The sequence below is a fragment of the Nocardia sputi genome, from assembly GCF_023501985.1.
The window spans coordinates 87,578-100,291 of the sequence record NZ_JAMFLC010000022.1 but is presented as its reverse complement, the minus strand read 5'-3'; the positions used below and the strand labels follow the sequence as shown (position 1 = coordinate 100,291).

Here is a 12,714-nt window from a genome sequence, read left to right as displayed (position 1 = left end):
GTTCGACTACAGCCGGATGCCGAGCAGGGCGTCGACGGCGGTGGTGATCAGAGTGGGCGCGTCGGTGTCGCGGCCACCGTAGTCGAGGGCCCGGCGGGCCCAGTTGTCGATCGCGTCGAGCGCTTTGGGGGTGTCCAGGTCGTCGGCCAGGTGCTGGCGCAGGCGGGCGACGGTGTCGGCGGCCGAAGGGCCCGCCGGGCGGGCGGCGGCCTCGCGCCAGAGGGTCAGGCGCCGCTGCGCCTGTTCGAGCACGGCATCGGTCCACATCCGGTCCTGGCGGTAGTGGCCGGCCAGCAGGCCGAGGCGGATGGCGGCCGGGTCGACGCCGCCGCGGCGCAGCGCCGACACCAGCACGAGGTTGCCGCGGGACTTCGACATCTTCTCCCCGTCCAGCCCGATCAGTCCGGCGTGCACGTAGTGGCGGGCGAAGCGACGGCCGGCGATGAGCGACTCGGCGTGAGCGGCGGAGTACTCGTGGTGGGGGTAGATCAGGTCACTGCCGCCGCCCTGGATGTCGAACTCCGGGCCGATGCGGTTCAACGCGATCGCCGAACACTCGATGTGCCAGCCGGGACGCCCCGGGCCGAAGGGGGCGGGCCAGGACGGCTCGCCCGGACGCGCGGAGCGCCACAGCAGCGCGTCGATGGCGTCGCGTTTGCCGGGACGGTCGGGGTCGCCGCCGCGTTCGGCGAACAGCCGTTCCATGGTGGCGCGGTCGTAGCCGGACTCGTAGCCGAACTGTTCGGTGGCGTCGGCGCGGAAGTAGACATCGGGGTACTCGGCGTCCTCGACGATGTAGGCGGCGCCGGAAGCCAGCAGTTTCTGCACGAATTCCACGACCTCGTCGACGGATTCGACGGCGCCGACGTAGTCGCGCGGCGGGATGATCCGCAGCGCGGACATGTCCTCGCGGAACAGATCGGTTTCCGAGGCGCCGAGCTCGCGCCAGTCCAGGCCGTCGCGGGCGGCGCGTTCGAACAGCGGATCATCGACGTCGGTGACGTTCTGCACGTAGTGCACCTCGTGGCCTGCGTCGCGCCACAGCCGGTTGACCAGGTCGAAGGTCAGGTAGGTCGCGGCGTGCCCCAGGTGGGTGGCGTCGTAGGGGGTGATGCCGCAGACGTACATGGTTGCGGTGGCGCCGGGGGCGACCGGGCGCACCTGACGGTCGGCGGTGTCGTACAACCGCAGCGGCGGTCCTGCTCCGGGGACGGTCGGGAGGGCGGTATCGGACCAGGACTGCATGCTTACGAGGGTAAAGGTGTGGTGGAGGTCATCCGCTCCCGCCCCGGTGTCCCCGCTCGTCCCCCGGTAGTCCTCGTCCGCCGCGACCTGCGTCTTCCAGCAAATCGTGGGATGTCAATGATTTCGGTTTCGCTGAATCACCCGTCGGCGCGGCGGGTGGGATCGGCGATCGGATTGCGGGTGATCGCGAACGTTCCGTCCAGTTCGGGGATGTCGGGGTCGGTGTCGGCGAGCGCGAGCTGGGTGAATCGGCCGCGGGCGACGTCGAACTCGAGTTCGTGATAGGCGACGGTATCGCCCCAGTCCGGAGAAGGCAACGAGATGAACCGCATGGTGAACCGCCCGGAGTCCACCGAGCCCTCGGTGAGGACATAGACCCCGAAGTGGTTCTCCCCTTCCGAGCTCAGCCAGTAGACGCCGTTGTCGTAGAGATGCAGGTCGGTGTCGGGATACGGCTTCTTGTCATACAGGCGCAGGTAGTGCAGCGCGATGCGGTAGGTCGGGGCGCCGATGACGATCCGCACCGCCGGCGCGGCGCGGTCTCCGCTCGAGTGGGTCATCGCGTTCTCCTGCTCGTCGCGCCGGGCATTGGAAGCTTCAACTGTGCCAGGAATCTTCCCGCGCGGCATCGGCGGCGGTCACGCTCAGAAGGCGGGCCAGGGAATGGGGCGTGCGGTGCGTGGCAGCGGCATCACCGGCTCGTCGAGCACCTGCTGGGTGCGCTCGATCAACGCGTCGATCTCGGCGTCGGTGATGTGCCGGCTGAGGGTGTCGGCGAACTCGCCCGGCAGTTGTTTGGCGAACGCGGTGACGTCCGCGATCAGACCCTCGCCGATGGGTTGACCGGCCCAGCCCCACAACACGGTGCGCAGTTTGTGGTCGGTGTGCAGGCAGATGCCGTGGTCGACGCCGTAGACATGCCCGTCCACTCCTTCCAGGGCGTGCCCGCCTTTGCGGTCGGCGTTGTTGAGCAGCACGTCCAACAAGGCCACGCGCTGCAACCGCGGATCGTCGGCGTGGATCAGCGAGACTTCGTTGCCCGCGTCGTCCTGTGCGCGCAGCACCTCGCGGAATCCGTCGGGGACCGCGCCCGCGGGGCACAGATCGATCAGGTCCAGCCGGTCGCCGCGGTCGGTGTGGTTGTCCACGCCGACGACCCAGCGTTGCACCATGCCGGGGCCGAAAGGCCCTTCGCGCAGAATGGTTTCCGGGATCACGCCCCACCCGATCGCCTCGGAGATCAGGTAGGAGGCCACCTCACGCCCGGCCAGGGTGCCGTCGGGGAAGTCCCACAGTGGTCGTTCGCCGCGGATCGGCTTGTAGACCACCCGAAGCGGCGCGTCGCCGGCGGTGTCGGTCACCTCGCAGACCAGGGTGACGTTGCTGGCGGTGTTCACCCGCCCGATCACCGTCAGTTCGCCGCTGTGGAATCCGTCCCCGGCCTGCGCCACCGAATCACTCCTCTAGTTCGGCCGCGCCGAAGATGTCGCCGCGCTTGTAGCCGTTGGTGCGTACGCACATGTGCCCGCGCGCCGACAGCGGTTCGCCGCACAGCGGGCACGGTGGGCGGCCCGCCGCGATCACCCGGGTGGAGCGCAGCGCGAATTCGCGTGCCTGGATCGGGGTGAGGAACACCCGCACCGCGTCGGGGCCCTCTTCGGTGTCGTCGAGCACTACCGACTCGTCGACCTCGGTCTCGGTGATCGCCAGCAGCTCCACCACCACCGCGCCTGCGTCGGCGTCCCAGCCCAGGCCCATGGTGCCGACCCGGAATTCGGCGTCGATCGGGGTGACCAGCGGCGCGTTGTCGCTGACGTCCTCTGCCTGCGGGGGCACTTCCGCGCCGAAGCGGCGCGCGACCTCGTCCAGCAGCAGGCCCATCCGGTCGGCGAGCACCTTCACCTGCTGCTTTTCCAGCAGCACGCTGACCACGCGCGGTTCCTGCACCGCCTGCAGATAGAACGCGCGATCGCCCGGCTCACCGACGGTCCCGGCGACGAAACGATCGGGGGTGCGGAATACATGGATTGCGCGTGACACATGCACCTCCTGATACGTGACCCTGATCGACTACCCGCGGCGCGGGGATTCCATACAACGACCGCTCGGTTGTTTACAAGGAATCGCGGCGCTCCGCATTCCCATTATCCGCACTCCCCGCGGCGCCGAGCTCGCCACCGGGAACAGGGCCGGAGACCTCCGGTCCCGGGGCCGCCGACGCCGCCGCCGGGCGTTGCCCGCCGGACGCTGCGAGGGCGGACAGATCGGCGCCGGTGTCGTTGAGCCGCCACACGTAGGGCGCGGTCGGGGTGTAGCGCACGACGCTGAGCGAGGCGGGCTCGACGACGATCCGCTGGAAGCCGTCGAGATGGATGCCCAGCGCGTCGGCGAGCACCGACTTGATCACGTCGCCGTGCGTGCACGCCACCCACAGTGCGTCGCCGCCGTGCTGCTCGGCCAGCGCGCGGTCGTGGTCGCGGATCGCGGCCACCGCACGGGCCTGTACTTGAGCCAAGCCCTCACCGCCGGGGAACACCGCGCCGGAGGCATGTCGCTGCACGACTTTCCACAGCGGCTCCTCCAGTAGTTCGGCGAGGGGGCGGCCGGTCCACTCGCCGTAGTCCACCTCGAGCAGCCGATCGTCGAAAACCGGTTCCAGGCCGAACTTTTCCGCCAGCGGTGCGACCGTGCGCTGACAGCGCAGCAGCGGAGAGTGCACGATGCGTTCGATCGGCAGCCCGGCCAATCGTTCGGCCACGGTCCTCGCCTGCTCCTCGCCGCGCTCGGTGAGCTCGACGCCGGTACTGCGACCGGCCAGGGTGCGGGCGGTGTTCGAGGTCGACACACCGTGCCGCAACAGGATCACCGTCATGCGGCAAGCCTAGCGATCATGTCGCCGAGACCACGCCGCCCGCCAGCAGACCCATGATGATCGCGCCGAGCACGATGCGGTAGCCGACGAACCAGTACAGCGAATGCCGTGCCACGAAACGCAGCAGCCACGCCACCGACGCGTAGCCGACCACGAACGCCAGCACGGTGGCCACCAGCAGTTGCGGCCCACTGGCGTTGAGTCCCTCACCAGCGGGTTCGAACGCGTCCGGCAGGCTGAACAGTCCCGAGGCGGTCACCGCCGGAATGGCCAGCAGGAACGAAAACCGCACGGCCGCTTCGCGCTCCAATCCCAGGAACAGGCCCGCGGTCGAGGTCGCTCCCGAACGCGAGACCCCGGGGATCAGCGCCAGGCATTGCGCGAAACCCATGGCCAGGCCGTCGCGGGTGGTCAGCTGCTCGATCGAGCGCTCCTTGCGGCCGAAGTACTCACCGGCGGCGATGACCAGGGCGAAGAAGATCAGCATGAACGCCACCAGCCACAGGTTGCGGGCGCCGGTGCGGATCTGGTCCTTGAACACGAAACCCAGCACACCGATCGGGATGGTGGCGATGATCACATACCAGCCGATGCGGTAGTCGAGTTCGCGCTGGGCCTGTTCGTCCAGGACGCGTGTGTGGTCGGCGGTGAGGACCGGAAGTTTCGTGGTGGGCTGATCGTGCAGCGGCAGTTCCTGGCGACCGCGCGCGGTCACGTGCGTGCGCAGGCCCGCGAACCAGGCCAGCACGATGCGCCAGATGTCCTTGGCGAAGAACACCAGCACCGCGGCCTCGGTGCCCAGTTGGGTGACCGCGGTGAACGAGGCGCCGGCGTCTTCGCCGTAGAAGACCGCCGACACGATGCGCAGATGCGCCGAGGAGGAGATCGGCAGAAACTCCGTGAGTCCCTGTACCAGCCCCAGCACCAAGGCCTGCACCCAGGTCATCGACTCGCCAACCACAAACCATCCTCCACTTCCGCGCGAAACACGCGTTCCTGCCTGGGCGTTGGCGCGGCGCTCGGTCGCGTCACCGTCGTTACCGCCCCAATCACGCAGCGACAGTACAGTGTCGAGGCCGGTGCGGCGTGCCCGGCCGCTGCGCTGCGGTCACCGCGCGGGTTTGCGAGGGTGGGGCGGTTTGCCCGCGCACCGATGTGCGACCCACTGTGCTGGTGGGCGCCGTGTCGCGTATCCACACTCTAGGCTTGGCGCCGTGACGAATGCGCGGACACGGTGATGGAACAGCGGACGGTGGGCCGTAGCGGCCTGCGGGTATCGCGGATGGGCCTGGCGACCCATACCTGGGGTTCGCACACCGACGCCGAGGACGCCGCGGGGCAGCTGGTGGCGTTCGTCGAGGCCGGCGGCACGCTGGTGGACACCTCCCCCGCCTACGCCGGTGGCGCCGCGCAGCGGATCCTGGCCGAACTGCTGGGCGATCTGGTCTCCCGCGACGATCTGGTGCTCAGCGGGTGCGCGGGGACCGCGCCGTGGGGGTTCTCCGCCGCCGGGGTGCCGGTGCCGGGAGCGGCGCAGGTCACGGTGGACACCTCGCGGCGGACGCTGCTGCGGCAGCTGGATCGCACGCTGCTGGAGTTCGGCACCGATCACCTCGACATCTGGAACGTCGCGGTGTGGGATCCGCGCACGCCGCTGGAGGAGGTCGCATCGACGGTGGAGCAGGCGGTGCGGTCGGGCCGGGTCCGTTACGCGGGGGTGCGCGGGTTCGGGGCCTGGCAGCTGGCGAGCTTGGCGGCGGTCGCGCCGGTCACCGCGGCGCAGACACCGTATTCGCTGCTGGCGCGGGGTGCCGAGGACGATGTCGTACCGGCCGCGCGGTATCACGGGGTCGGGGTGATCGCCTCGGCGCCGCTGGCGGGTGGCATCTTGACCGGGAAGTACCGCGACGGTGTCCCGGCGGATTCGCGGGGCGCCGACGAGGCGACCGCCGCGGAGATCCGCGATGGTCTCGACGACCGTGCCACCCGGGTGGTGGATGCGCTGGTGACCGCGGCCGACGGGCTGGGTACCTCGCCGCTGGCGGTGGCGCTGGCCTGGATCCGTGACCGGCCGGGCATCGCGAGCATGATCGTGGGCGCCCGCGACATCGGGCAGCTCACCGGCGTGCTGGCCGCCGAGACCTTGGAACTGCCGCGGGCGATCGCGGCCGCTCTGGACGACGTCAGTGCACGCGCCGAGTGACACAGATTAGCCTTGCCTGCATGAGCACAGCAGTGGCCCGGGGTGGGCGTGGGAACCGAGTCCGAGCCGTGTGGTGGCGTGCGGCGGCGGCTCTGCTCGCGGCGTGCCTGCTGGCGGGGTCGGTGGCGTGCGGCGGCGACGCGGGTTCCTCGCACGGCGGGCACGGGCCCACCACGGCGACGCTGACCGATCTGGATCCGGTGCCGATCGGGCCGGAGCCCACGCCCGCGTTGCCGGTGACGGTGCGTTCGTTCGACGGCGCGGAGGTCACCGTCACCGACGCCTCCCGCATCATCGCCGTGGACCGCTACGGCACGCTCGCGCAGATCGTGTACGCGCTGGGGCTGGGTCCAAAGCTGGTCGGGCGCAGCACCTCGGCGGCGTTTCCGGCGGTGCGCGAGGTGCCCAACGTGGCGGGTGGCAACGGGTCGCTGAACATCGAATCGGTGCTGGCGTTGCGGCCGTCGGTGTTCTTGACCGACACCACCAGCGCCGCTCCCGCGGTGCGCGAGCAGTTGCGCGCGGCAGGTGTCACGGTCGTCTATTTCGACCCGGAGCGCACGATGAACGGGGTGACGCCGCAGATCGAGGCGGTGGCGGGCGCGCTGGGGGTGCCGGAGCGGGGGCAGGCGCTGGCGCAGCGCACCCGCGACGAGATCGCCGCGGCGAGCGCCGCGGTACCCGATCAAGACCCGCAGTTGACCATCGCGTTCCTGTATCTGCGTTCCACCGCGATCACGATGCTGGCGGGCCCGGGGTCGGGCGCGGACGCGTTGATCGCGGCGCTGGGTGCGCGCGACGCGGGCACCGTGGCCGGGTTGACCGAGCCGTTCACCGCGATCACCAGTGAGGCGATGATCGGTGCTGCGCCGGATGTGCTGCTGGTGATGTCGGATGGTCTGAAGTCCGTCGGCGGTGTGGAGGGGTTGCAGAAGGTGCCCGGTATCGCGCAGACCCCGGCCGGGCGGGACCGGCGGGTGGTGGACATGTCGGATGCGGTGCTGCTGAGTTTCGGGCCCAACACCGGCCGGGTGATCGCGGCGCTGAGCGCGGCGGTGTACGGCACCGGGGCATGAGCTTTTCGGGGACTCGGGCGGCGCGGCCGCCGGTGACGTCCGTGCCGAAGTCGCGGGGCCGTTCCCGGGTGCTGCTGACGTTCACGATCGCCGTGGCGGGTCTGGTGGCGTTGGCGGTGGTGTCGGCGGCGATCGGGCAGGTGCCGACGACGCCCGCCGAAGTGGCCGGCAGCGTGCTGCACCGGATCGGGCTGGATATCGGGCCGATGCCCGCGCATCCGGCGGGTGAGGTGACGCTGTGGGAGGTGCGGTTCCCGCGGGTGGTGCTGGCGATGCTGGTCGGTGCGGCGCTGGCGACAGCGGGTGCGTTGTTGCAGGGTGTGTTCGCCAATCCGCTCGCCGAGCCCGGGGTGATCGGGGTGTCGGCGGGGGCGGCGGTCGGTGCGGGCACGGTCATCGTGGTGGGCGGGGCGTTCGTGGCGGCGTGGTCGGTGGCCGCGGCGGCGTTCGTCGCGGGGTTGGCGACCACGTTGCTGGTGTATCTGCTGGCCCGCTCCGGCGGCCGCACCGAGGTCGTCACGCTCGTGCTCACCGGGGTCGCGATCAATGCTTTCGCGGGTGGTTTGATCGCGTTGCTGCTGTTCGTGGCCTCCCCCGCGGCGCGCGACCAGATCGTGTTCTGGCAGTTGGGCTCGCTCAACGGCGCCACGTGGGAGTCGGTCGGTGTGGTGGCGCCGCTGGCCGCGGTCGGAGTCGCCGCGGCGGTGCTGCTGGCGCCGCGGCTGGATCTGCTGGCGCTCGGGGAGTCCGCGGCTCGTCATCTCGGGGTCGATGTGGAGCGGCTGCGCCGCAACGTGATCGTGGTGGTGGCGGTCCTGGCGACCGCCGGTGTCGCGTTCACCGGCATCATCCTGTTCGTCGGGCTCATCGTCCCGCACCTGGTGCGGATGCTCGTCGGTCCCGCCCACCGGGTGCTGATCCCCCTCAGCGCCGTGGTCGGCGCGGTGGTGCTGCTGGCCGCCGACGTCAGTGCCCGCTCCCTGGTCGACAACGCCGACCTCCCGCTCGGCATGCTCACCTCCCTCATCGGCGGGCCTGTCTTCTTCTGGCTGCTGCGCCGCACCCGAGCCCGCTCCGGAGGCTGGGCATGACCCCTCCTTCAGCGGCACATGGCTGCCGCGAACACCGAGAAGACCTCACGATGGTGTGCCCCTCAGGGCAGGGGGGTGTGCAGTGAGCGTGTTGCGGACGGTGCACCAGTTGCCGGAGTGGCCGCGGAAGGGGGATGCGACGGTGCGGGCGGACGGGGTGAGCGTCCAGCGCAGGAGTGGCGGGCAGTCACGGCTGGTGCTCGACTGTATCGACTTCGAGGCGGTGGCGGGGCAGATCGTGGCCCTCGTCGGACCCAACGGCGCTGGCAAGTCGACGCTGCTGGCCGCGTTGGCCGGGGAATTGGCGCTCAGCGCGGGGACGGTGGAACTGGACGGGCAGCCGTTGTCGCACTGGACGACGCTGGACATGGCCCGGCGGCGAGCGGTGTTGCCGCAGACCCATACCGTGGGCTTCCCCTTCACCGCACGCGAAGTGGTGGCGATGGGCCGCGCGCCCTGGGTGCGCACCGAGCGCCGCGAATTCGACGAGAAACAGATCGCCGCGGCGATGGCCGCCACCGACGTCGAACACCTCGCCGCCCGGTCGTTTCCGACCCTGTCCGGCGGTGAACGCGCTCGTGTCGCGCTGGCGCGGGTATTGGCGCAGGACACCGCCACGTTGCTGCTGGACGAGCCCACCGCGGCTCTGGATCTCGGGCATCAGGAATCCGTGCTGGGCTTGGCCGCCGCCCGCGCCGCCGAAGGCGCCGCCGTGGTGGTGGTCCTGCACGATCTCGGTATCGCGGCCGCCTATGCCGACCGCGTCGCGGTACTCGATTCCGGTCGCCTCGCCGCGGACGGACCGCCCCGCGACGTGCTCACCACCGAACTGCTCACGCGCGTCTATCAGCACCCGGTCGAAGTGCTCGACCACCCGGTCACCGGCGCCCAACTGGTCCTGCCCGTGCGCCGCTGAGCTCGAGCCACTGCGATGGGCGTCGTCGCCGTGGCCGGGCGCCGCCGATCCGCCCCGCTTCGGGCGCGTTCTCGATGCCACAGCGAGATGCCACACCGAGGTGTGCATCGCGCCGATACTCCGGGGCGCGCACGCGGTGCCGCCGCCCACCGCAACCGCAGGCTTGCCAGCCGGAGCCGTGGTGGGCTGGGGCCGGACGGCGTTATCGCCAGATCAGTCTCAGCACCGCGGGTGTCAGCAGCATGCGGATCACGGTGGCGTCCAGGATCAGCGCCGCGATCATGCCGTAGGCGATGTATTTCATCAGCACCAGATCCGAGAACCCGAACGCGCCGGTGACCACGATGAGGATCGCGGCCGCGGAGGTGATCACGCCGCCGGTGTGGGCGATGCCGTAGCGGATCGCCTCGGGCGGGTCCGCGCCGGCGGTGCGGGCCTCCGACACCCGCGACAGCAAAAACACCTCGTAGTCGGTGGACAACCCGAACACCACCGTCACGATCAGCGCCAGCACTGCGAACATCAACGGTCCCGGGGTGAAGTGGAAAACCCCCGCGCCGTGCCCCTCGACGAACACCCAGGTCAGCACCCCCAGGGTGGACACGAGACTGAGCGCGCTCATCGCCACGGCCTTCAGCGCCAGCACCAGCGAGCCGAACGCCGCGTACATCAGCGCCAGCGCCGCCGCCACCAGGATGGCCAGCAGCGTCGGCAGGCCGTCGAGCAATCCGTTGATGCTGTCGCGTTCCAGTGCGGGCACACCGGCGACCATCACCCGCACCCCGGGTGGGTCGGGGATCGCGCGCAACGCGTCGATGACCCGGTCGGCGTCGCGTTTGTCGGCCAGCCCGGCGGCGAGCACGTTGATGCCGTCCTTGGTAGCCGCCGCGGGCTCGAAGCGTCCGGTGAGACCGGGGACCTGGTTGGCGGCGTAGCGGATGTCGCTCAGTTGCCGCGGGTCGGCGCCGACGACCACCAGTTTCAGAGGTTCGGTGCGGAAGCTGGGAAACAGTTCGTCGAACCGTTCCTGCGCCACCCGGGCCGGGCTGTCGTCGGCCAGGTACCGTTCGCTGAGCCCGCCGAATTCGATGTGGCGCATCGGGATGCTCAGCGCGAGCAGCGCCAGCACGATGGGCACGGCCACCGCAAGCGGGCGGCGCATCGCCCACAGCGCCAGACGGGAGAAGAATCCGGCGTCGATCTGCGCTTCGGTTTTGCTGCGGGAGAACCGTTTCCAGCCCAGGAAGTCGATCCGGCGTCCGACGATGCTCAACGCCGCCGGGAGAGCGGTCACCGACAGCAGCGCCGCCAGCAGGACCGAGCTGATGCCGCCCAGCGGCACCGAGCGCAGTACCCCGTTGGGGAAGATGAACAGCGCGCCCAGGCTGACGGCGATGATCGCCGCCGAGAACAGCACCGTGCGCCCGGCGGTGGCGACCGTGCGGGCGGTGGCGTCTTCGACGGTGTGGCCTGCGGCGAGCTCCTCCCGGAACCGGGTGACGGTGAACAGGCCGTAGTCGATCGCCAGCCCCAGGCTGACCAGGGTCATCACCGCGCTGGCGAAGACGTTGACGTCGATGTGGTCGGTCAGCAGCCGCAGCCCGCCCTGGGTGCCCAGGATCGTCATGCCGCCGATGAGCACCGGCAGCAGCGCCCCGATCACGCCGCCGAACACGAAGTACAGCAGGATCGCCACCAGCGGCAGGGCGATCATCTCCGCGCGCCGGATGTCGCGTTGCATGCCGGTGTTGATGCCTTCGACGATCGGCTGCAACCCGGCCAGTTGCACCGTCGTGCCGCCGGGGCCGCCGCCTGCGCGTCCGGCGCCGAGATGGTCCTTGATCGCGGTGTAGTTCTCCACCGTCGCGGTGCCCGAGCCGCGCAATCCGACGCTGGCGAACGCGTGGGTGCGGGTGGCGTCGGTGGCTTGGGCGGAGAACGGGCTGTCCCAGTAGCTGTCGATCTTCTGGATGCGGTCGGGGTAGGTGGCCAGCAGTCCGGCCAGCTGCCAGGTGACCGGGCCGCGGACGGCCGGGTCGTCGACGGTGGCGCCTTCGGGCGCGGTGTAGAGCAGGATGAGGTCGCTGTCGGTGTCGCGGCCGAAGGTGCCGTCGGCCAGTTCGGCGGCGGCGACCGATTCGCTGCTCTCGTCGAACCAGCCTTCTTGCGTCAGCCGCCCGGCCAAGTCGCGGCCGTACCAGCCGGAGACCAGCACGAACAGCACGAAGAAGCCGAGGACGAGGAAGCGGTGGCGGTGCACGAACCGTCCCCACCGCAGTGATCCGGAACGGCGCATCGCGTCGCGGCCCGGTCAGCCGCAGGCCGGGGTGCGGTAGTCGGCCGAGCGCAGGATGCCGCACAGGTCGGTGCGCGAGATCTTCCACTTGCCGTCTACGAGCACGAAATGCACGACCGTGGTGCGGACCGCGGTGCCGGTGCCGTCCTTGTCCAGCCGCATGGTGGCCGTGAGCGTGCCGTCGTGGTTGTCGAACACCGGGTCGGTCACGCCGTAGACGGCGCGCGGGTTGTCCTGCAGCGCCTTGTACATGTCGGGGATGGCTTGGCGGAAGGATTCCCCGTCCTCGATGAGGGCGGTGCGCTCGCTGTCGGGCAGTGCCGGGTCCAGCGCCCGCTTGATCTGGGCGTCGAGGTCGGCGGCGGTGGGCAGCGGCGGGTGCGCGGCGCTGGAGGAGGCGGCGATCGAGGACGACAGCGACGCGTTGGCCGACGAGCGGGCGGCGTCGACGGCGGCGTCGTCGGCGGTGTCGCTGCCGCACGCGGCGGCCGCCGCGGCCAGCAGCAGGCCCGCGGCGGTGAGCGCGGCGCGGGCGAGTCGTGTGTGGGTCATCACTTCCTACATACCTTCGATGACGGAGCTGATCCGTCCCAGCAGGGCACGCACGGTCGTGACGTCCCGTGCCGCGGCGTCGACCGGCGCGGCGTCGGGGATCATATCCCGCACCAGGGCGGCGACACTGCGTTCGTCGTCGAGGTCGATGTCGGTGACCCTGGCTTCGGCGACCGCGAGCACGTCGTCGGGGCCGGGGACGACCTCGCCGAGGTCGCGGCGGTAGATCTCCAGTGTCAGGGTGGCGCGGACCGTGCGGAACGCGAAGGGGTGGCCATCGGCGGTGGACCCGAATCCGTGCGCGTACGGGCCGACGGTGATGTCGTCGATGGCAAATTCCGACGGATGGTCGGTTTCCAACCCGGATCTCCCTGTATCGGACGGTGTGAGACTCCACCGTAACCCTGAGCACCGACATTCCGCTCGAGCCGATACCCGGTCGGTCGGTTCGTTACGTCATCAT

Annotated in this window: 13 protein-coding genes; 4 read left to right on the top strand and 9 right to left on the bottom strand. The window is 70.4% G+C overall.

Annotation, left to right across the window (positions count from 1 at the left end; translation table 11 throughout):
• Window positions 1-6: 6 nt before the first annotated feature.
• The 6 genes from mshC to M8859_RS27145 form a co-directional block, all read right to left on the bottom strand.
• Window positions 7-1,245: a cysteine--1-D-myo-inosityl 2-amino-2-deoxy-alpha-D-glucopyranoside ligase gene (mshC, locus tag M8859_RS27170; protein WP_159928638.1), complete on the bottom strand. Its 1,239-nt coding sequence runs from the start codon at window positions 1,243-1,245 to the stop codon at window positions 7-9.
• A 137-nt stretch (window positions 1,246-1,382) separates the two neighbouring features.
• A complete protein-coding gene (locus M8859_RS27165) occupies window positions 1,383-1,805 on the bottom strand; it encodes a hypothetical protein (protein ID WP_159928636.1) in 423 nt (140 codons plus the stop codon).
• Window positions 1,806-1,889: 84 nt separating this feature from the next.
• A complete protein-coding gene (locus M8859_RS27160; protein ID WP_249645003.1) occupies window positions 1,890-2,696 on the bottom strand; it encodes an SCO1664 family protein in 807 nt (268 codons plus the stop codon).
• A 4-nt stretch (window positions 2,697-2,700) separates the two neighbouring features.
• A complete protein-coding gene (locus M8859_RS27155; RefSeq protein ID WP_039798216.1) occupies window positions 2,701-3,285 on the bottom strand; it encodes a DUF3090 domain-containing protein in 585 nt (194 codons plus the stop codon).
• Window positions 3,286-3,358: 73 nt separating this feature from the next.
• Window positions 3,359-4,117 (bottom strand): histidine phosphatase family protein, encoded by a 759-nt coding sequence (locus M8859_RS27150; protein ID WP_159928632.1) that lies wholly within the window; start codon window positions 4,115-4,117, stop codon window positions 3,359-3,361.
• Between the two features lie 16 nt (window positions 4,118-4,133).
• The gene (locus M8859_RS27145; protein ID WP_159928779.1) at window positions 4,134-5,063 is read right to left on the bottom strand and encodes an undecaprenyl-diphosphate phosphatase; all 930 of its coding nucleotides are present in this window, start codon (window positions 5,061-5,063) and stop codon (window positions 4,134-4,136) included.
• Window positions 5,064-5,354: 291 nt separating this feature from the next.
• On the opposite strand from M8859_RS27145, the gene M8859_RS27140 reads away from it, so the two are divergent.
• The 4 genes from M8859_RS27140 (at window position 5,355) to M8859_RS27125 (ending at window position 9,403) form a co-directional block, all read left to right on the top strand.
• Window positions 5,355-6,320: an aldo/keto reductase gene (locus M8859_RS27140; RefSeq protein WP_159928630.1), complete on the top strand. Its 966-nt coding sequence runs from the start codon at window positions 5,355-5,357 to the stop codon at window positions 6,318-6,320.
• Window positions 6,321-6,340: 20 nt separating this feature from the next.
• Window positions 6,341-7,396, top strand: a complete 1,056-nt coding sequence (locus M8859_RS27135; protein WP_159928628.1) for a heme/hemin ABC transporter substrate-binding protein — start codon at window positions 6,341-6,343, stop codon at window positions 7,394-7,396.
• Window positions 7,393-8,487 (top strand): FecCD family ABC transporter permease, encoded by a 1,095-nt coding sequence (locus M8859_RS27130; protein WP_159928626.1) that lies wholly within the window; start codon window positions 7,393-7,395, stop codon window positions 8,485-8,487. The genes M8859_RS27135 and M8859_RS27130 overlap by 4 nt, the downstream gene beginning before the upstream one ends.
• An 82-nt stretch (window positions 8,488-8,569) precedes the next feature.
• Entirely contained in the window at window positions 8,570-9,403 is an 834-nt protein-coding gene (locus M8859_RS27125) for a heme ABC transporter ATP-binding protein (protein WP_249645002.1), read from the top strand.
• Window positions 9,404-9,605: 202 nt separating this feature from the next.
• Here M8859_RS27125 and M8859_RS27120 read toward each other — a convergent pair whose 3' ends face one another.
• The 3 genes from M8859_RS27120 to M8859_RS27110 are packed head-to-tail and all read right to left on the bottom strand — an operon-like array spanning window position 9,606 to window position 12,611.
• Window positions 9,606-11,699 carry an MMPL family transporter gene (locus M8859_RS27120; protein ID WP_283780107.1) on the bottom strand — a complete coding sequence of 698 codons (2,094 nt, stop codon included), beginning with the start codon at window positions 11,697-11,699 and terminating at the stop codon, window positions 9,606-9,608.
• Between the two features lie 15 nt (window positions 11,700-11,714).
• A complete protein-coding gene (locus M8859_RS27115) occupies window positions 11,715-12,251 on the bottom strand; it encodes a WKL family lipoprotein (protein WP_195071050.1) in 537 nt (178 codons plus the stop codon).
• Window positions 12,252-12,257: 6 nt separating this feature from the next.
• Window positions 12,258-12,611, bottom strand: coding sequence for a hypothetical protein (locus tag M8859_RS27110; protein WP_159928618.1), 354 nt, complete (start codon window positions 12,609-12,611; stop codon window positions 12,258-12,260).
• Window positions 12,612-12,714: the final 103 nt, after the last annotated feature.

Coding starts and splice junctions, on each gene's coding strand:
- mshC (WP_159928638.1), bottom strand. CDS start 1,245: ATGCAGTCCTGGTCCGATACCGCCCTCCCGACCGTCCCCGGAGCAGGA.
- M8859_RS27140 (WP_159928630.1), top strand. CDS start 5,355: ATGGAACAGCGGACGGTGGGCCGTAGCGGCCTGCGGGTATCGCGGATG.
- M8859_RS27135 (WP_159928628.1), top strand. CDS start 6,341: ATGAGCACAGCAGTGGCCCGGGGTGGGCGTGGGAACCGAGTCCGAGCC.
- M8859_RS27120 (WP_283780107.1), bottom strand. CDS start 11,699: ATGCGCCGTTCCGGATCACTGCGGTGGGGACGGTTCGTGCACCGCCAC.
- M8859_RS27115 (WP_195071050.1), bottom strand. CDS start 12,251: ATGACCCACACACGACTCGCCCGCGCCGCGCTCACCGCCGCGGGCCTG.
- M8859_RS27165 (WP_159928636.1), bottom strand. CDS start 1,805: ATGACCCACTCGAGCGGAGACCGCGCCGCGCCGGCGGTGCGGATCGTC.
- M8859_RS27150 (WP_159928632.1), bottom strand. CDS start 4,117: ATGACGGTGATCCTGTTGCGGCACGGTGTGTCGACCTCGAACACCGCC.
- M8859_RS27145 (WP_159928779.1), bottom strand. CDS start 5,063: ATGACCTGGGTGCAGGCCTTGGTGCTGGGGCTGGTACAGGGACTCACG.
- M8859_RS27130 (WP_159928626.1), top strand. CDS start 7,393: ATGAGCTTTTCGGGGACTCGGGCGGCGCGGCCGCCGGTGACGTCCGTG.